Annotated in this window: 10 protein-coding genes and 3 pseudogenes; 6 read left to right on the top strand and 7 right to left on the bottom strand. The window is 60.9% G+C overall.

Annotated elements, in window-relative coordinates:
• Positions 1-480 precede the first annotated feature (480 nt).
• The 5 genes from ACN8M7_RS23325 (at position 481) to ACN8M7_RS23305 (ending at position 8,259) form a co-directional block, all read left to right on the top strand.
• On the top strand, positions 481-1,464 hold the full coding sequence (locus ACN8M7_RS23325; protein WP_061242274.1) for a helix-turn-helix domain-containing protein: 984 nt from the start codon (positions 481-483) through the stop codon (positions 1,462-1,464).
• Between the two features lie 257 nt (positions 1,465-1,721).
• The gene (locus tag ACN8M7_RS23320; protein ID WP_061242273.1) at positions 1,722-3,353 is read left to right on the top strand and encodes a DUF1302 domain-containing protein; all 1,632 of its coding nucleotides are present in this window, start codon (positions 1,722-1,724) and stop codon (positions 3,351-3,353) included.
• A 15-nt stretch (positions 3,354-3,368) separates the two neighbouring features.
• Positions 3,369-4,721: a DUF1329 domain-containing protein gene (locus ACN8M7_RS23315; RefSeq protein ID WP_061242270.1), complete on the top strand. Its 1,353-nt coding sequence runs from the start codon at positions 3,369-3,371 to the stop codon at positions 4,719-4,721.
• A 41-nt stretch (positions 4,722-4,762) separates the two neighbouring features.
• Positions 4,763-5,839 (top strand): WD40/YVTN/BNR-like repeat-containing protein, encoded by a 1,077-nt coding sequence (locus ACN8M7_RS23310; RefSeq protein WP_061242268.1) that lies wholly within the window; start codon positions 4,763-4,765, stop codon positions 5,837-5,839.
• Entirely contained in the window at positions 5,836-8,259 is a 2,424-nt protein-coding gene (locus tag ACN8M7_RS23305) for an efflux RND transporter permease subunit (RefSeq protein WP_061242266.1), read from the top strand. Before ACN8M7_RS23310 ends, ACN8M7_RS23305 begins: the two co-directional genes overlap by 4 nt.
• 301 nt (positions 8,260-8,560) lie before the next feature.
• Here ACN8M7_RS23305 and ACN8M7_RS23300 read toward each other — a convergent pair.
• The 6 genes and pseudogenes from ACN8M7_RS23300 to ACN8M7_RS23275 all read right to left on the bottom strand — a co-directional run.
• Positions 8,561-8,735 (bottom strand): annotated as a pseudogene (locus ACN8M7_RS23300) (methyl-accepting chemotaxis protein); the annotation flags it as partial.
• A 21-nt stretch (positions 8,736-8,756) separates the two neighbouring features.
• Positions 8,757-9,053: pseudogene (locus ACN8M7_RS23295) on the bottom strand (PAS domain-containing protein); the annotation flags it as partial.
• Positions 9,054-9,502: 449 nt separating this feature from the next.
• Entirely contained in the window at positions 9,503-10,579 is a 1,077-nt protein-coding gene (locus ACN8M7_RS23290; protein ID WP_490262315.1) for an extracellular solute-binding protein, read from the bottom strand.
• A 121-nt stretch (positions 10,580-10,700) separates the two neighbouring features.
• Positions 10,701-12,104, bottom strand: coding sequence for an APC family permease (locus ACN8M7_RS23285; protein WP_490262314.1), 1,404 nt, complete (start codon positions 12,102-12,104; stop codon positions 10,701-10,703).
• Between the two features lie 242 nt (positions 12,105-12,346).
• A complete protein-coding gene (locus ACN8M7_RS23280; RefSeq protein WP_490262313.1) occupies positions 12,347-13,276 on the bottom strand; it encodes a p-hydroxyphenylacetate 3-hydroxylase reductase component in 930 nt (309 codons plus the stop codon).
• An 81-nt stretch (positions 13,277-13,357) separates the two neighbouring features.
• The gene (locus ACN8M7_RS23275; RefSeq protein ID WP_490262312.1) at positions 13,358-14,527 is read right to left on the bottom strand and encodes a p-hydroxyphenylacetate 3-hydroxylase oxygenase component; all 1,170 of its coding nucleotides are present in this window, start codon (positions 14,525-14,527) and stop codon (positions 13,358-13,360) included.
• A gap of 266 nt (positions 14,528-14,793) precedes the next feature.
• On the opposite strand from ACN8M7_RS23275, the pseudogene ACN8M7_RS23270 reads away from it, so the two are divergent.
• Positions 14,794-16,101 (top strand): annotated as a pseudogene (locus ACN8M7_RS23270) (MFS transporter).
• A 178-nt stretch (positions 16,102-16,279) separates the two neighbouring features.
• Here ACN8M7_RS23270 and ACN8M7_RS23265 read toward each other — a convergent pair.
• Positions 16,280-19,819, bottom strand: a complete 3,540-nt coding sequence (locus ACN8M7_RS23265; RefSeq protein ID WP_490262311.1) for a hypothetical protein — start codon at positions 19,817-19,819, stop codon at positions 16,280-16,282.
• Positions 19,820-20,164: the final 345 nt, after the last annotated feature.

Below are 20,164 nucleotides of genomic sequence, written 5' to 3'. Positions count from 1 at the left end.
GTCTTGATTCACCCTGCCCTGACACTTGACCATTCCTGCCAGAGCCTATGGGCTCAGGTGACACCGCAGCCTGAAATTGCTTCCTCTACCGTTCATCCGCTGACACCCTGGCAGCAGCGATCAATAAGGAGGCACGCTTGATCAAGACAGTTATACGTCTTAACTTCTATCGTCATATGCATCAAGCCATCACCCTTCGTCCCTATCCGTTCGAGAGGTGGTCTGCCCCAGTCGTGCCACGAGCCGAACTGAAAAGGCTGCTTACTTAAAGAAAATTTCAACAAGAACAACAAAGAACCTTTCCTTAACTGCAGCTCAGGTGTTTCCCAAGTGGGAATCCTTTGGTGCCTCACTGGTGACTACCCAGACTCCATCTGGACATGGATCGCCGCAGACGGCAAAGCGCATGATGCGCATGCCCTCCGCTCTGGAGAATGGCTCATCGGTAAGCACCGCACCGACGGCGTTCGAGCGGACTAAATGAGCATGTATGACACATTCGCTTCATCCACCACTCCCCGACTGATCAGCACCTCTCCCTTTTCGCGGCACGTCAGCTCGCAGGATATCGACGAGCATGCCGAGCAGGTCAGCGACTGGCAGCTGACCTACGACCAGATGTCCGCTGGCCGCTTTCACGGCGAACTGACGGAGTTCAGCCTGGACTGGATGCAGGTCATCCGTGACAGAACCAACCAGTCTCTGATCAAGCGCGGCTCGGCCAAACCCGGCACCATCAACTTCAGCATTCCGCTCAGCTTCAGCGGTGACCTTTACTGCGATGGCAATCTCGTTTCCGGAGGCAAGGCCCTGGTCGCCCATGCCGATGACCTGCCGCAGTTGCGCACGCCCGACGAAATGGATCTGCTCGTGGTGGCCGTGGACATGGAAATACTCGAACGGGAGCTGACCCTGCAGGGCATCGCCTTCGAAAGCCGTCACCTACCCAAGACCTACCTGGTCAAAGATCTGGATCTGCCACGCAACCTGCGCACTATTCTGGAAAATCTCGAATACGGCTGCGCCAGCTCCACGGCCGACCTGAATGACGAGCGGCTACGTCACCAGTTCCGCGACGCGATCATGCTGCAACTGTTCGAGCTGCTGCCCTCCAGCCAGCCCGTCGAGATCACCCCCTCGAACCGCAAGCGCACGGTCGACCGCGCCTGCGAATACGCCCTGGCGCATCTGGACGAGCCACTGACCATTCTCGATCTGTGCCGCACGCTGGGCGCCAGTCGCCGCAAGCTGCAGTACTGTTTTCAGGAAACCCTTGGCACCAATCCGGTGGCCTACCTGCGAACGCTGCGCCTGAACGCGGCGCGCCGGGAGCTGCGCCAGGGCGCCGACCTGGTGTCAGTGCAGGAGGTCGCCAGCCGCTGGGGCTTCTGGCATCTCAGTCGCTTTTCCAGCGAATACCGGACGATGTTCGGTGAACGTCCCTCGCAAACCCTGCATCGCTGACCCCATCGGCGCAGCACTTCCTACGCCCCTCCTGCTAACCCAACCCTCAGACGCGACTGATGACAGCCGCGACTGGGGGCGTATCAGCTTTTCTACCCTCGCGCCTGCATCTTTGCCATTTTTGGCTAACACGCCCAATGCCCCCTCCGTAACCTGAACGTAACGGACGAACTGCCACGTCCCGGTCTCCGCCTATCCAGGCGGCCAAACACACCCTGTTGACAATAAAAAAGTCTCGCAACGGAGGTAACTGGGAGATGGACAAGAAATTTGCCTTGTATCCCCTGGCCATGTCGATCATGGCCTCGATGTCCCCTGCAGTTCAGGCATTCCAGATCGACAGCGGAGATCCCGATCTCAGGCTGCGCTGGGACAACACGTTCAAATACAGTACGGCCAGCCGCCTCAAGGGCGCGTCCGATCAGCTCACCGCCCTTCCCAACCACGACGACGGCGACCGCAACTTCAGCCGTGGCCTGATCTCCAACCGCTTCGACCTGCTCTCGGAATTCGACGTCATGTACAAGAACGTTGGCGCCCGGGTATCGGGGGCAGCGTGGTACGACAGCGTCTACAACGAGGGTAACGACAACAACTCGGCGGCCACCGCCAATGCCTTTTCGGTCGACCACGACGAGTTCACCCGTGCTACCGAAAAGCTGCATGGGCGCAAGGGTGAACTGCTCGATGCATTCCTCTTCGCCCGCTTCAATTTGGGCGACGCCAAAGGTACGGTGCGCGCCGGTCGGCATGCACTGGTGTGGGGGGAAAGCCTGTTCTTCGGCGCAAACGGCATTGCCGGCACCATGGCGCCCGTGGACGCGGTCAAGGCGGCCTCGGTGCCCAACACCCAGTTCAAGGAGCTGATCCGCCCCACCGAGCAGTTTTCCGGTCAACTGCAACTGACGCCCGACGTCTCCATCGGCGCGTTCTACCAATGGCGCTGGGAGCAGACCCGTCTGCCGGCCTCAGGCAGCTACTTCTCGGTGCTCGACACTATCGGCGAGGGCGCTGAGCGCCTGATCGCCGGGCCCAACCCGGTCATCCCCGGTGGTGAACCCCTGGCATTCTTCCGCCAGCAGGACATGAAGGCCAAGGACTCCGGCCAGGGCGGCGTGCAGATCCGCTTTCGCGCCGGTGAGACAGACTTCGGTCTTTATGCCGTTCGCTACCACGACAAGACACCGCAGATCTACATTCGCCCCGGTGCAGGCGCCCCCGACTTCGCCAGCGGACGCCTGGGCACTTACCAGTGGGTCTATCCGGAAAACATCCGCGCCTTCGGTGCCAGCGTCAGCCACACCTTCGGCGACTACAACGTCGCTGCGGAAATCTCCACCCGCCGCAACATGCCGCTGAGCAGCGATGGCGTGACCATCCTCGACGGCAGCGGCGACAACGATGGCGATGCCCGCTACGCCGTCGGCAACACCCTGCATGCGCAGGTGTCCTGGCTGGCGACGCTAGGCCCGTCTTTCATCGCCAACGAAGCGGACTTCCTCGGTGAGGTGGCCTGGAACCGTGTACTCGACGTGACCAAGAACCGCCAGGCGCTCAACCCCCTGGCCGATCGCGACGCCGCCAACGTGCGCTTTGTCTACGAGCCCCGCTATCGCCAGGTGTTTCCCGGTGTCGACCTGTCGGTGCCGGTCGGGCTCGGATTCGGCATCGGCAACTCCGCAGTGGTCGGGGCCTTCAATGGCGACAAGGTGGGCGACTTCAGTATCGGCCTGACCGCGCTGTACCTCAACGAATGGCGAGCTGGCCTCACCTACACCCACTACTTCGGGCCGGCTGGCACCTCGGTAGACGAAGACAACCACATCTCTTTCAAGCAATCGCTGAAGGATCGCGACTTCATCGCCCTGTCGATCCAGCGCACCTTCTAAGCAGAGGAACCTCACATGACCCGTTTCTCCCTTCCCATACTGGGCCTGGCATTGCTTTGCGCCCAGCAGAGCATGGCTGCGGTGACGGCCGAAGAAGCCGCCAAGCTGACAGGCGAACTCACGCCACTCGGTGCAGAACGCGCCGGCAACGCCGACGGCAGCATTCCCGCCTGGAAAGGCGGGCTGACCACGCCCATCCCTGGCGACAAACCCGGAGGCCGCCGTTCTGATCCGTTCAAGGACGAGAAGCCGCTGTTCAGCATCAACGCGGGCAACGCCGCGCAATACGCCGACAAGCTGACCGATGGCACCCGCGCGATGCTGGCCAAGTACCCCGACAGCTATCGCCTGGATGTGTATCAAACGCACCGCACCGCCGCGGCGCCGCAATGGGTGTACGACAACACCCAGGCCAACGCGAGCCGGGCGAAAATCGACAACGACGTGGTGGTCGGCGCGTTCGGCGGGATTCCCTTCCCGATTCCTAGCAGCGGCGCCGAAGTGATCTGGAACCACCTGCTGCGCTGGCGTGCACCGACCGCACGCTTTTACGCCACGGCCTACCAATTGACCTCCGATGGCCGCGCCGTCCTGGCCAGCGACGCCAGCTCCGTGCAACAGGTGCCCTATTACTTCAAGGACAGCAGTCTGGAGGATTACGCCAAGTCCAACCTGTACTTCAACATTCGGGTCAACCTCTCCGCCCCGGCCATCCGTGCGGGCGAAGGCATCGTCGGGCGGCAGAACCTCGACGCCGCCAAGGATCAGGCCTGGGTTTACCTGGTGGGGCAACGCCGCGTGCGCAAACTACCCAATACCTGCTGCGACACACCAAGCCCGACCATGGCTGGTCTGATGAGCTTCGATGAACTGGAAGTCTTCTCTGGTCGCCTGGATCGCTTCGACTGGAAGATCATCGGCAAGCAGGAAAAGTACATCCCTTACAACGCCAACAAACTGCTGCAGCCGACCTCGGACAAAGAGGTACTGAGCGCCCACCACCTCAACCCCGATCACGTTCGCTGGGAATTGCATCGCGTGTGGGTCGTCGAAGCCACTCTGCGCAATGGCCAGCGCCACCAGGCCGCACGCAGTCGCTACTACTGCGACGAAGACACCTGGACCTGCGTGATGGGTGATCGCTGGGATGCCAACGGCCAACTGTGGAAGACCACCTGGGGCCAGGTCATGGTGATGCCAGAGCTACCCGGCAACTTCATGTTCGCCTTCGGCTTCAATGACCTGCTCTCCGGCGCGGCCATGGTCGCCGGCCTGTTCAACGAGAAGCCGGTGCATTACGAGCTGCTCGAACGCCTGCCGGATGTCGAGTTCACCCCCGACGCCCTGGCCAATGACGGCATTCGCTGACCTGTTACCCGCCATCCGCGACAGCATTACGGAGCGCGCTCATGAACACCCATAGTCATTTATCGCGCGGCACTGCAGGACGTTGGCCGTGGGCACTGCTGGCAGCCTGCCTGTGCCTGACCAGCGCGGCGCAGGCCGAACCGGTCGGCGCTGCGCTGGAGCGCCCGGCATTGGCCACGGTCAACCCGGCGCAGGGCTATCTGCTGGGCCTCGCCCAGGCCGGCCAGCGCCTGGTAGCCGTTGGCGAACGCGGGCTTATCCTGCTGTCCGACGACCAGGGGGCGACCTGGCGACAGGCCGCCTCCCCGGTCAGCGTCACCCTGACGGCTGTGCGCTTCGCCAATGCCGAGCACGGCTACGCTGTCGGGCACGGCGGCAGCGTACTGGTCAGCCAGGATGGAGGGACTAGCTGGACTGCCAGCCTCGATGGCCGCCGCGCCGCCCAAACGCTACTGGCAGCGGCGCAGGCGCAAGGTAACCCGCGTGCGATAGCCGAAGCCAAGCGCCTGGTCGAGGACGGCCCGGACAAACCCTTCCTTGACCTGTGGCTGAAGGGCCCGCAGGAGGCTTATGTCGTCGGGGCCTACGGCCTGGCCCTGCGCAGCCGCGATGGCGGCAAGAGCTGGCAGCCCTGGCTGCAGCGCAGCGTCAACCCGGGCGGTTTGCACCTCAATGCCATCCGCAGCCGTGGCCAGCGTGTGGTGATCGCTGGGGAACAGGGCCTGGTGCTGCTCTCCGAGGATGGCGGCGCCAGTTTCACCCCAGTCGAAACGCCCTACTCCGGCAGTTTCTTCACCCTCGAACTGCCAGCCGATGGTTCGATCGTGCTCGCCGGCTTGCGTGGCAATGCGCTGCGCAGCGATGACGGTGGTGTGAGCTGGGGCCCGCTCGTCTCCCCCGTGGAGGCCTCGATCACCGCCTCGGCGCTACAGGCCAATGGCAAGCCGATATTCGTCAACCAGGCCGGCATGATCCTGCGCGAGCAAGACGGGCGCCTGCTGCCGAGCAACCGACAGCTGCTGCCGCCCCTCAATAACCTACTGCCCACTGCACATGCCGATATCGTCCTCGTGAGCGCAGAAGGTGTCAGTGTGCTGAAAGCTGGAGACGTGAAGTGAACAACGCGCCAACAGACCTGGCGGAAGCTTCCGCTGACTTCGATCCGCGCTCGGGCTCGCTGCTCGAGCGCTTGCTCTTCAACCACCGCCTGCTGGTGGTGGCCCTGTGCGCCATCACCACCCTGCTGCTGGCCTGGCAAACCACCAAGCTCGAATTCAACGCCAGCTTCGAGAAGACCATTCCCACCCAGCACCCTTATATCCAGGTCTTTCAGCGCTATCAGAACCAGCTGACCGGCCTCGGCAACTCGCTGCGAATCGCGGTGCAGAACCCGGCTGGCGACATCTACGACCCGAACTATCTCGACGCCCTGCGTCGTCTGTCGGACGCCGTATTCCTGCTGCCGGGGGTCGACCGCGTCAACATGAAATCCCTGTGGACGCCTTCGACACGCTGGACGGGTGTGACCGAAGATGGCCTTGAGGGCGGTTCGGTGATCCCCAACGGCTACGATGGCAGCCCGGCCAGCCTGGAACAGTTGCGCGCCAATATCGCCCGCTCCGGCGAGATCGGCCAGTTGGTGGCGAGCAATGCGCGCTCCACGGTGATCTACGTGCCACTGCTGACCAAGGACAGCAACGGCCAGGCGCTGAACTACGCGACCTTCGCCGGGCAGCTCGAACAACTGCGCCAGCAATACCAGGCCGAAGGCCTGGACATCCATATCACCGGCTTCGCCAAGATAGTCGGCGACCTGATCGACGGGGTGCGAGCAGTACTGGTGTTCTTCGCCATCGCCGTGCTGATCGCCACGCTCACCCTGTTCTGGTACACCCGCTGCATACGCTCCACCCTCTTGGTGGTCACTGCCTCCCTGGTGGCAGTGGTATGGCAACTGGGGCTGTTGCCAACGCTGGGCTACTCGCTCGATCCCTATTCGATTCTGGTGCCGTTCCTGGTTTTCGCCATCGGCATGAGCCACGGCGCACAGAAGATGAACGGCATCATGCAGGACATCGGCCGTGGTATCCCCAAGCTGCTGGCGGCGCGCTTCACCTTTCGCCGCCTGTTCCTGGCCGGCATGACCGCCCTGCTGGCCGATGCAGTGGGCTTCGCGGTGCTGCTAGTGATCGATATCCAGGTCATCCGTGAACTGGCCATCGCCGCCTCCATCGGTGTCGCGGTGCTGATCTTCACCAACCTCATCCTGCTGCCGATCATGCTCTCCTACACCGGCGTCAGCACGCGGGCCGCCCAGCGCAGCCTGCGGGCCGAGCAGGCCGACGCCCGTGGCCAGCGCAAGCACCGCCTGTGGTCGTTGCTCGATGGCTTCACCCGTCGCCCCATGGCCAGCGTGGCAGTAGCCGGCGCGCTGGTGATCGGCGTAGGCGGTTTCATCGTCAGCACCCACCTGAAGATCGGCGACCTGGATCCGGGTGCGCCGGAGCTGCGCCCCGACAGCCGCTACAACCGCGACGTGGCCTTTATGAACGCCAACTATGGCGCCTCCAGCGACGTGTTGGCGGTACTGGTCAGCAGCCCGGACGGCCAATGCGCGCAATACGACATCCTCAACCGGGTCGATGCCCTGGAATGGCAACTGCGCCAGCTCCCTGGTGTGGAGTCGACCCAATCGCTGGCCCTGCTCAACCGCCGCATGATGGTCGGGCTGAGCGAGGCCAATCCCAAGTGGTACGAGTTCATGCCCAACCAGGGCATGCTCAACTCGGTCGCCGCCAGCGCCCCTCGTGGCCTGTACAACGATGGCTGCAGCCTGCTGACGCTGTACATCTACTTGCGCGACCACAAGGCCGACACCCTGACCGCCGTGGTCGACCACGTCACCGCATTCGCCCGGGTCAACGACACCCCGGACGCGAAATTCCTGCTGGCCGCCGGCAACGCCGGCATCGAGGCGGCGACCAATATCGTGGTCAAGCAAGCCTGGTGGCAGATGCTGGTGCTGGTGTATGCCGCCGTGGCGCTGCTCAGCCTGATCACCTTCCGTTCCTGGCGTGCGGTGCTGGTGGCCGTGCTGCCGCTGATGCTCACCTCGGTACTGGCCGAAGCGCTGATGGTACTGCTGGGCATGGGTGTGAAAGTGGCGACCCTGCCGGTGATCGCCCTCGGCGTAGGCATCGGCATCGACTATGCGCTGTACATCCTCTCGGTGACCTTGGCCCAGTTGCGCGCGGGCAAGAGCCTGTCGCAAGCCTACTACCGCGCCCTGCTGTTCACAGGCAAGGTGGTGATGCTGACGGGGGTGACCCTGGCGATCGGCGTGATCACCTGGGTGCTGAGCCCGATCAAGTTCCAGGCCGACATGGGCCTGCTGCTGGCCTTCATGTTTCTCTGGAACATGCTCGGTGCCCTGATCCTCCTTCCCGCCCTGGCGCACTTCCTGCTGAAGCCGGAGCGGCTCGCTACAGCCTCGCGCGAGCAGCAGGCGCCAAGCGGCCTGACGTCTGCAGTCCGGTGAAAACGGCCTGAACACACCGCCGCAATAGCAAAGGCGCCCACTCGGGCGCCTTTGTGCATGGATAACCAAACATCACGGCACTGCCACTTCCCATGAAACCTGCAGCTGACAACCCGAACGGGCCGGTCGTGCTGTTTTCGTCGGGTACGCCTGGCAGGCAGAGACGCCTCGCAAATCAGGATCGGGCTTGCGCCGCTACGCAGAGCGTAGCGGCGGACGCGAGTTCAGTCGGGTTGCGGCGCAGAGGACTGGGTACGCGCCAGCATTGCCTGAATTTCCTGGGTGGCCTGACGCGTGTTCTGCGCCAGCTTTTTCACCTCGTCAGCGACCACCGAAAATCCACGCCCTACCTCGCCTGCGCGAGCCGCCTCGATGGCGGCGTTCAGCGCAAGCAGGTTGGTCTGCTCGGCGATGCCCTTGATCACGCTGACCACCTGAGCAATCTGCCCGTAGGTGTCCTGGTTGTGTTGCAGCATGCGTTCATGCGCCGCCTGGGCGTTGCGCTCATCGGAGATGTCGCGCACCGCCCCGATCACCCGGTAAAGCCGCCCCTGCTCATCGCGCACCGAACGCCCGCGCTCCCGAAACCAGATGTAGCCCCGCGTCTTGTGGCGCATCAGGTATTCGATCACGTACTCGCCACTGCCGGCTGGATCGACGATCTCTCGCTCGAACAGACCGGCGATGGCCCCGAGATGGTCCGGATGAATGAGGCTGGCCTGACTTTCCAGGCCATCGGGCAACTCGTCGCGGCTATATCCAGTCAGTGAGCGAAACTGGTTGGAGATGCGCATGCTGCTGGCCGGATCGTCGATGCGCCCGTTGACCACGATAAAGTCCCAATAGCCTTCGGTCAGCGTCGACTGCGCTAGCTCCCATACCCGGGCTTCCTGCTGGCAGTGCTGCAGCACCTCGTGTTGCTCATGGCACCGGTCATGCAGTGCCTCCAGCTCCAGCGTCTGGCGCTGCACCTGCTCCTGCAACTGGCGCTCGCGAACAGTGGCCTGTTGCTGCGCCTCGGCTTGCGCATCGAACTGCGTCTGCAAACGCGCTTGCTGCTCCTGAAGCTGGCTCAGGTGGGCAGCGACTCGCGCCAGCGCATCGTTCAAACGGGGCTGCTCGGCCAATATTGCACAACGAGCCGACGCAAGCTCCGCGCCCCGGCCCAAGGCCTCGAGCTGCTGCTCCAGCGCCTCGGCGATATCACGTCCTCGATCACGAAAGAACATAACGGCTACTCCCGTCAGATGGGCGGCGGCCTGGGCGCCGCACGCTGCTTGATCAGTTGCCACTGCTGGTCGATGACCTGCTTCTGCTCGGGCTTGAGCGGCTCGAGAAAGTACAAGCGGCGACGCTCGCCGACTGCCGGCACGAGACTCGGCGCCTGCCGGGCTAACTCGATCATTTCCGGCAGATCAGCGCGCAAGGGCGCGTAGAAATGGGTGGCCTGGGTATTCAGGCGGGCGTTTTCGGCCGTCAGCATGTAGTCGATGAAGCGATAGGCCAGCTCTGGCGCCTTCGCATCGGCGGGGATGGTCCAGCTGTCGACAGTCAGCAGCGCGCCCTCCTGCGGTACCAGGAACTCCAACGATGGCCGCGTCGCAGCCGCCTGCAGCGCATGCCCACTCCAGGCCATGGTCGCGCAAAGGCGCCCGGCAGCCAGCGCCTCTATATAGCCCTCGTTGTCCAGTGTACGCACGGCGCCAGCGCTGACTGCCAGAGACGCACCGACTGCCTGCAAGCGCCTGGGCGTAGCATCGGAAAGACGCCGTCCCTTGGCGTTCATCCACAGCGAGAAGGTTTCTTCCGGCGCATCCAGCCAACCGATGCCACATGCTTTGAGTGCCTGAACATAGGGCTCATCGAACAACAGGCGCCAGCTCGGTGGTGCCTGCCGGCCCAATGTACGCTCGACCTGATCACGGTCGATCACCAGGCCAACGGTGCTCCACAGGTACGGCACAACATAGCGCGGCGCACCGGCAAAGCTCGCCAGGGCAGCCGTCAATTTCGGATCGAGGTTGTCGTAGTGAGGCAACCTGTCCAGTGCCAGTTTCTGCAGGCGGCCCTCCTCGATAAGCCGCTGCAACTGGAAATGCGAGGGCACCACCAGGTCAAAAGACGAACCCTGACGGAGCGCCTGGTCCAACTCCTGGGCCGTCGTGAAGGTCTGGTAGTCGACAGCAATTCCGCTGTCGTGCTCGAAACGGGCGAGCACCTGCGGGTCGATGTAGTCCTTCCAGTTGTAGATCCGTAGCGTCTGGGCATGCCCGCTGACACTCGACAGCATGAGCACGGCTAGCAGCAAGCCTCTCATCATCCGACTCCCCTGATATTGTCGATACTCAGTGACAACGCACTACGCAAGGGCAACTGACGCTGACCTTGCGTGTGCGGGCGCGCCTTCAGCCACGCCTCAGCTGAGGCATGGTGTAGTGCGTCTAGTCGAGGTCAGGTGCGAACAACGGGCGTTTCATATAGAGCTTGACCCAGAGCAGCGCGATGATGCTGACCAGCAGCAGGATGGCGCCGAGAATCTTGTAGACCAGCACGGTCATTTCCGGTGACGGGGAGTTGTTCATCGCGACATAGAGCATGGCGCCGATGCCGATGATCTGCGGCAGCGGGTAGAACGGCGTCTTGAAGGGACGTGGCTGGTGCGGCAGGCGGCGACGCAGTACAAGCACATCGATATGCGCCACCACGTAGGCCAGCAGCCAACTGGTCGAGGCCGCGATCACCAACGGGATCAGCGAGTCGATGTCCATCAGCAGCAACGGGATAGCGATGATTACCGCCATGAACACAATGCCCACCCAAGGCGTGCCGAAGCGCCGGCTGATGATCTTCATCTGCGGAAAGGCCTGCCCGTTCTCGGCCATGCCCTGCAACATGCGCGGCACGGCCGCCAATACAGTGTTGACCGTGCTGCAGGTAGCGGTCACCGCCATCACCGCTGCGATGATGAGACCGGCCTTGCCGAACACCGCATGAGCGTAATCCAGATAAGGCAGCGGCGAGCCGGTGAGGGTTTCCACATTCAGGTAGTAGGTCGCGCCCCAGACGAACAGCAGAAAGATCCCCAGCATGGCGCACAGCGACAACATCATCGCGCGCGGGATATTGCGCTGTGGGTTGTCCACTTCATTGATCATCGGGCAGATGAACTCCACCCCTACCATCAGCCACATGGCCATGGCGATCAGACCGATGAAGCTGCCATTTAATATCGGCTCCAGGCTCAGGCTCACCGGCGTGCCACTCAGTTCGACATGCGGTTCGACAGCGCCACTGACCGCGCAGAGACCGATCAGAATCAACGCCGTGACCAGGATGAACGACAGCAGGTTCTGCACCTTGGCGAACACATCCGCGCCGAGGATATTAGTCACCACCAGCACGCCGAGCACCAGAAACGGCAGCACCAGCGGTGGGAACATGCCAGGTAGCAACTCACCGATGATCGCATCGACCAGGAACATCTCCACCGGCAGGGCCAGCATGGCAACCACCACGTAGCCGGCGAAAACCGCAACGATGGCCGGGAAGTGGCCGATGGCCTTCTGCGTGTAGGTCGCCAGCGTCCCTTCCTGGGGAAACATCAAAGACAGCTCGGCAAAGCTCATGGCGTTGAACTGCGCCAGGACGAAGGCGACGACGAGCGCGGCTATGAAGCCCATGCCACCTATGCCGATGCCCTGCGTGGCGGTGATCATCGAGCCCTGCACGATCACCAGGCCGACGCAAATCGCCATCATGGTGATGAAGCCCAGTTTCTTGTGCTGCTTGAAGGTCGCACTCCCCGCCTTCATCGAGGCAATGTCAGGGGCGTTGGTCTTGTTCATTCGATTATTCTCCCGCTCGGGCCTTGCGGCCCAGTGGTGCCCATGGATATGACGTCGGTCGAGCGCCGCGTCGACTATCACTGTGCTACTGCGCCGGGGGGTAATTCTTGCACCAGGCTGCCGCCGCCTTGCCCAGGTGTGTCAGGGCCGAACATTTCGCCGGACGCAGCCATTGAGCACGCATAAAAAACCGGCCGCTGGCGCTATGCCAGGGGCCGGTCAGCGTAACGCCACACTGGGCTTCAGCCCTGGGCGATGACCGCCTTGAGCATGCTCTTGAAGGTTTCGATCTGCTCGGCGCTGAAGGCGCTGAACACCTTGTCCTGCTGCTCACTGGCGATGCGCCAGAGCGCTTCGGCCTGCTCCACGCCCGCGGCGGTCAGCACGTAGCGCTCGTCGGTATCAGCCACCATGCCCTTGCGCTTGAGGATCGCCACCGCCTGCTCGATCTCGCGCACCGGCATGGCGACTTCGCGCAGCAGGTCGCACATGCTCAGCCCCGCATCGTTCTCCAGCACCATCAGCATGCGCGCCTCGCTGGTACGCAGCCCGGTGGAAAGCTGGCGCGGCTGGTAATTGCTCTGGTAACTGCGCACGGCCTGAGTCATCAGGTAGTAGAGGTTGTTACTCAGGCGCCCCTGAAACGCGCTGCTGGGCTGCTGGCCTTCGCTTTTCTGGGTCATGCGCGTGTGCGGCAGCACCATCGAATAGGCGCCCTGGTGATAGAGCAGCGGCGAGCGGCCCAGGTCATCAAAGGCCACCACCTTGCCAATCAGGATCCAGTGGTCACCACCGTCGACCTGCTGGTGCATCTCGCACTGAAAGCGTGCCGCGCAATCGGCCAGCAGCGGCGCACCGCCCTCCCCGGCCTCGTGCACGATGCCCTCGAACTTGTCGTCACGCGGCCGGGCGAACTGATTGGAAATATCGATCTGGTCGGCGGCCAGCACGTTCACCGCGTAATGCGTGGCGCGCTGGAACACTTCGTAGCTGCCGGAGCGCTTGTCGATGCTCCACAGCACCAGGGCCGGATCCAGCGACACCGAGTTGAAACTGTTGGCGGTCACGCCGACCTTCTCGCCATCGGGCGTGGCAGCGGTGATGACGGTGACGCCAGTGGCGAAATTACCCAGCGCACGGCGAAAGGCGCGCGCGTCGATGGAAGTGCTCATGGGGATCTCCCTGGCCGCTGCGATGCGGCTTATTGTTCGAGTAGCGGGGCCGCTAGCGGCCCCAACGCAAGGTAACCAGACTCAGACCATGCTCGGATCCGGCTCCAGGCCCATCAGCTCACGGCCGAGGATCTGCGCGCAGACGTCGTAGTCGGTGTAGGCATGGGCGCCGGTCATGTGCGAATCACGGAACAGGCGCTGCATCTCGTTGCTCTCGAACCAGGACGTACCACCAGCGGCCTCGAACAGACGATCCACGGCCTGGATGCACATCTTCACCGCATAGGCCTGGTTGGTGCGCCAGAACGCCAGGGTTTCACGACCTGGGTACTGGTGACGCTCGGCATGCTCGGCGTGCTCGGCCCAGGTCTTTTCCAGGAAGGCCCGCGCGGCGCCGACCTGATGGGTGGATTCGGCCAGGCGCATCAGCGCCGGTGTGGCAGTGCCGACATTGACGCCAGTGTAGGCGCGCACGCGGTTCTTGGTCTTCTCCTTGTAGGCTTCGAGCATGCGCTCGGCCACACCCAGGCCGATGGCGGCAAAACCGCTGGCGAAGTACGGGCGATAAGGCGCGTAGAAAATCTTGCTGTCGGGGTACAGACCGAACCCGGCGGACTTGCCCTCCATCATGTCCTTGGCCTTCTGGATGCGATGGCTGGGCACGAAGGCATCCTTGATCAGCAGGGTCTTGGTGCCGCTTCCCTTCATGCCAGCGGCGAACCAGTCGTCGCGAATCTCGTAGTCGCTGCGCGGCAGCACGGCGAAGCAATAGTCCTGGCCGCCCTCGCCGTTCTGCCGACGGCAGCCGACGATGGCCCATTCAGCGTGATCGCTGCCGCTGCTCCAGCCCATCTCACCGTTGAAGATGACGCCGCCTTCCACCTCCTCCACCTTGCCGAACGGCGCGATGCTGCTGCTCGCGGTGGCATCGGGGTTCTCGCTCCAGACCTCGTCCTGCAACTGCTTGGAGAACAGCGCCAACTGGTGGCTATGGGTGCACAGCAGGCTGAAGGCCCAGGCGGTGCTCGCACAAGCACCAGCCAGCGCGGCGACGCAATCGGTGAACTCCGGCAGGGAGATTTCCAGACCACCATAGACCTTGGGCTGGAAGGCACGGTGCATGCCGATGCTCTTGAGCAAGGCGATGTTCTCCTCGGGCACCTTGCGCTCCTGCTCGGCACGCGAAGCATTGGCAGCGATAGCCGGGAGGATGGCTTTGAGGTCTTCGAGGAGCGGATTTGGCTTTTTCATCTGAGTACGAGCCCTGATTATTGTTAGCTGTAGATCGCGGCAGGCGACTCGTTGGCGACACTGACAAGCTGCTCGTGCAGCCCGTCAGCCTGCGCATCAAGTGCGATTCCGGCCGAGGGACGCGCTCATTATGGGTACTGGCCAGCGGGCTAAAAATGCACCTTACGAGGACTCGATTGTACTTTTCATAGGAATTTGAGCGGCAAGACGCAAAAAGTTAATCCATTAATGAGTTTCCCCTTTCACCCCCTCTCAGGACGCGCCCGATGCCCGCCTTGCCCTTCTATGCACGCCCTCACCTGCTGCGCGCCCTGCGTCACCGCAACTTCCGCCTGTACTTCGCAGGCCATGCCATCTCCACGCTGGGCACCTGGATCCAGCAGGTGGCACTGGCCTGGCTGATCTACCGCCTGAGCGGCTCAGCCGCCCTGCTCGGCCTGACCACCTGCGTCGCCCTGCTGCCGCAACTGTTCGTAGGCCCCCTGGCCGGCGCCTGGATCGACCGCCACGACAAACGCCGCCTGCTCATCCTCGTCGAAGCCCTGCTCGGCGAGCAGGCGCTGGTGCAGGCTCTGCTGACCTGGCTCGGCTGAATCAACCCGACGCTGATCGTTGCCATAGCCGCACTGATGGGCGTGCTCAACGCCTTCGACACGCCCTTGCGCCAATCGCTGCTCAGCCAGTTCGTCGACGACCGCGCCGACCTGCCCAACGCCCTGGCCCTCAACGCCATGCTGTTCACCTCGTCACGCTTCGTCGGCCCGCCCCTGGCGGGGCTGCTGCTGGGCGTATCCAGCGAGACGCTGTGCTTTTTCCTCAATGGCCTGTCCTACCTGGCGCTGGTGATCGGCCTGTTGCTGATCCACCTGCGCCCCACCGAACGCGCCGCTGGCTCCTACCGCGACCTGCTCGGCGAAGGCCTGCGCTACGCCCGGCACAACCCACGCATCCGGGCGGTGATGCTCAGCGTACTGGTGATCAACTTCACGGCCTCGAGCTACGTGGTGCTGCTGCCGGTATTCGCCAAGGATATCTTCGCTGGTGATGCCATCACCCTCGGCTGGCTCTGGGGCGCAGCGGGGCTCGGCTCGCTGCTGTCGACGCTGCTGCTGGCCTCGCGCCTGTCCGTGAACTCGCTGCCGCGCACCATCCTCGCCGCCAGCGCCGTCACCGCCCTGGCCCTGCTGGTCTTCGCCGGCAGCGACTTGCTGCCGCTATCACTCGCCGCCATGGCGGTGATCGGCTTCGGCATCACCGTGAGCAACGTCGGCACCAATATCGTGCTGCAAAGCGAAGCCCCGGAAGCCCTGCGCGGGCGCATCGTCTCCCTCTACACCTCCACCCGCTTCGGCTTCGATGCCCTCGGCGGCCTGCTGGTCGGCCTACTCGCCGCCCACCTCGGCGCGCCATGGGTGATGGCGCTGGCTGGCGGGGGTGTTGTTGGTTTATTGCGGGGGGCTTGGGTTGAAGCGTGGGCGCGGGTAGTGTCACTTCATAGACGCATACAATTGACGTCTTGCGGCAGACGATACCGGGCGAAAAGACACTGTCAGCGAATATCAGCCAAGTATTAGGAGAAGGAAAACGGCAGATAGATCTGTGCTGATAAGGCTGCTTTCGGCCAAGAGCGGACGTTGCTGGTTGGATCGTAATTGATTGCAGGTATTGGCTAACATTCCGCATAACTGGCTGGCAATGAAGTACAGCGAAATTTCCCGTCCACGTTGATGCGGTTGTTAGGCGTTGAGATTACTAATCTTCCGGGTCTTTGTGATCATTAATTATTCGTTCAGCTTCACGGTCGTAGCTGTCCGCCAAACCTCTCAAGGTAACGGCAAATCGCTGAAACCCGGCGTTCTCTATGTCCTCGGCTTTACTCCGGAACTGTTCAGCCAGTTCTCTCTCCGGCTTTCCGGTTGGGTCTACCCAATAGACGCCGCGTGCGTTGTATGTACCTGTCCTGTAACCGTCGCGCATGTCATCAGCTTCACGGTCATTCAATGCGGCAGCGACAGCGCGATGTATCCATAAGCCTCCTGGATCGGGTGGGGTATGAATCAGTACTTCGCCAATATTGATGAATGCAACTTCCAGATGGCCGGATTCCGTACAGGCTTCCTTTACCCTTTGGAGCCATTCAGCAAAGCGCTCTTCGCTGAATGTTCCATCTTGTTGTGCTCCCGGCGGTGTCTTCCATTCATGCAGTAGCCGCCAGGCATTTGTTGCAAGTGCCTTTGATTCCTCGGAGGGTTCTCTCGACGGCTGATCTTCTTTCTTGGAACGGTAGATCAGTCGAATAACTTCGCAAAAGAACTCTGGATCATTTGCCAGTCTGCTTTCAAGGAGTTGGGGCGCGGCACCTCTATGACTGTCTAGCAATGGAACATATGCCCACTCAACCCGAAAGAGATCGTCTTGATTCACCTCAGGTTCGGCCTGAAGAAACTTGATCAGTTCAACGATGTGGTACCCGTCGATGGCGTAACTTGGCTCACTAGAGGAAAGCGCTGCGAGCAACGCTCGGACACATTGGTTACTATCGATTGGCTGTTTGGCATAGCGCATCCTGTCCAGACAGTTGATTGCCGCATGTGGTCTGCCATGCTCAATCAGTTTCTCAATCGAAATAGTAAAATCACCATCGGCCTCATAGGCATTGGCGCCGGTGCGGGTCCAATATTCACTCTCGTGGGCCTGAAGCCATTCTGAAGCGCGATCCCATGTCTCCTTGGTAAAAGGCAAACAAGCCAGAAATTGTCCTGCTTGCTCGGGTGTCCAATCAGATCTATCGAGGTCGTCGCACCACTCCCAGCCTTTGAGATGGTAACGCCTCCAGATAAAACCGCTCACCAAGGCCTTGCGCTTGTTGTCCGCTGAATTCAGGAAATGCGGCAAAAGAGCACGTTCAAAAACGTTATCGGCAATAACGCCAAGCGCGTGCCCTACCCGGCCGGGTGAAGAAACGGATTCGGCAAATCTAATAACACCCTCGGCACCATCTTGCTGAAAGATTTCCGAAATGGCCGTTTCGCGTCGGGCGTCTAGTTTCTTACGCTGCGCCTCCCAATCGCCATTCTCTACGTAGAGATCAAAGTCATCGTCTGTAAAAAGGTGCTGATATAAATTGAAAGGGTTGGCGGGGGCGAGTTGCCCGGCAACGTGTTCAATGCGGGTAATCAGTTCGTCGGGCAATGCCCATTTCGCATCGGAGAACCGCCGGTGTTTCTTTGTGAATTTCGTGAGATGGTCCCAAATCGAAAGTCGTTGCTCTTCGGGGAGCTCTGAAATGGATTGGGAGGCAAGAGCTTGAAGAAGTTGATCAAATGCGGGTTCAGGCAGGTTATCAAAATGATCAATCAATGCGGAAAGCCGCGCGGTATCATGACTAGCGGCAGCCACCGCAAGTTCCGCGTAAAAAGATGCCTGCTGCCAGTATTCCTGATGCGTCACGCCTTTTTCCCAATCATCGGGAATGGTCTTGCGCCAGCTTGGTTTGTGCGACCCGGAAGAGGTCTGATGCTGGCCGGGAAGAAGCTGAATGATCAGATTCCAGGCAATATCCGGCCATTCATTAAGGATCGTTCGCACCGCCACCTTGCGTTTGTCAACAGATGCCAGCGTTTGCGGCAGCCAAGGCAGCAAAATGGTTGCAAGCGAATTGGATGGTCGATTGGCCCACTGGCCGCCGGGATCATGGCTGGCAAGTTCAGCAAGCGCAACACAGACTCGAACCAGATATTGTTCATTCCAGGCCAGCCCTTCCAACGCCCAGAGCAGGCCGGTTAGATAATTGCCGCCGGTGATGCCGTTGCCTTCTTGGGAGAAAAGCTCATCAAAAGGACAGGGCGTCAGACGCATCGCCTTCTCGACCGCATCAAGAAATTCACCCGGGGCGGCTTCGGCTAAAGTGGGCAGTAGACCGTTCAGACTACCCCACAAAACCCAGTTGGCATCAGCCAGAAGTTCACGTATCACCAATACACAGGTTGCTTCAACTTTCCCTTGCGAGCAGTTAGCGCACGCCTCCGGTTGGCTGCCTAGAATGGCCAAGCCCTCGGAAATGCCTTTTCGCAATACATGTGAGCATTTCAGTACCTTGCCGTGAATGCTTGCCGCGTATCGCTCTTCGGCGGGCAGTTCAAAAGCGGGGTCTGGCTCCTTAAGTACTGAAACAGCAAGCGACCTAAAAGTATCGAGGTTCTGATCAAGGATGCGCGATCCCAGCATGCTCCAAAGCTCGGCTCGATTAACAACTTTCCAGATGCCGTTTTTGAGAGATAACGGGCTGTCAGGGCAGTGCAATATTTCCCGAGCCTTCTTTAGCCATTCGTCATAACTGATGCCGAGCAGTTGGGTTATCGCCTCAAGGTCGCATTGACTTTTGTCTTGCCAAGAGCCGAGCAAAATCGCCAAAGCCAGATAGGTGGCGTCCGGGTGCTGGGTCCAATTGGTTTTAGGTTTCTCCTGTGCCGCCTTGAGCTCCTCGGGCATCTCCGCCACGGCCTTTTGTTTAAAGGCATCCAGAAGGTCGTCCGGTAGCTTGCCGGGTGTGATCGTGCCGGCATCCTGATTCCATGTTTGTACAATATCGACAACCCGTGACCAGACCCATTGCGGATACTGCTGCTGGAATTGGGAAATGTGGGAGTGCAGTAGAGACAGAACAACACCAAACTCGTTACCAAGATCGTAACCGAGCAGATGGAAGTGGTTCAGGAAGTCATAGAGTTCATCACTTGAAACATCGTTGCCGCCGTTTGCAGCCTTCAGGTGGTGTTGAATGACCTCCATTTTCTCGGTGCTCTTGGGTGGGCTGAAATTCGCCTGCTGGACGTTTCTGAAAAACTCATCAACGTTTTTTGTGTGCCTCGCCTGGTTTAGCAACCATTGCACATTGTGTGCATCGGTCGCGCTGAGCGGTCCTGTGATCAGCGCAATAACATCCTTATCCCTAGTGAACACCTTGGGGTTTTTGAAATCATTCCAGGCGGCCTGCATCACCTCTCCAAACAGGGCGCTGCCCTGCGTGATGGCAATGGAATGTTTGACCTGCCCGAGAAGTTTCCGCCGCTCCTTGCTGTTTACATTTTCCACGACAACAACGAGGTCGTCTGTATCAAAGCCGTCGATCTTGCCCTGAAGTTTGACTTCCGCAATAGGCCAGCAGGGAAGACAGGGGGCGTGTCCTCCGGTAAGCATCAGCGCGACAAATGACGCCTGGACATGCGCTTCAAAATGAACGCCGCCACCGCCGGTGGAAAATGGATTGCTTAGTTTTTTCTTTTTTACCATCTACGCCACGCCCGGATTCTTATGCCTAAATATAAGTAGACGATACAAGTGGCGTTGTTTTTTCCGTTGATTGTGTCTGATAACGCCCCTTATCCAAGCATAACTCCTTGTTCGGCTTGAGTCTCGCGCCAGAAACGCGACAGAAGGCGAGCACGAAAAGCGACATGAACTGTGCGCACATTACTGGCGGATCAGAGGCATGCCCATGGTCTGCTTTTGGCCCAGACCGTGTAAAAACGCAGCAAGCGATGGCGATCAACTGCTGAGTGATTTTCTTAGTCCCAGGAGGCCGTGGGAGGCTCAATCAGGCGCAATCGGTGATTCTGATTGTATGGGCACTTCCGG

The sequence above is a fragment of the Pseudomonas spartinae genome (assembly GCF_965197125.1).
GTDB classification, from domain to species: domain Bacteria; phylum Pseudomonadota; class Gammaproteobacteria; order Pseudomonadales; family Pseudomonadaceae; genus Aquipseudomonas; species Aquipseudomonas composti_A.
The sequence above is the reverse complement of the archived record's forward strand: the minus strand, read 5'-3'. Positions and strand labels throughout refer to the sequence as shown.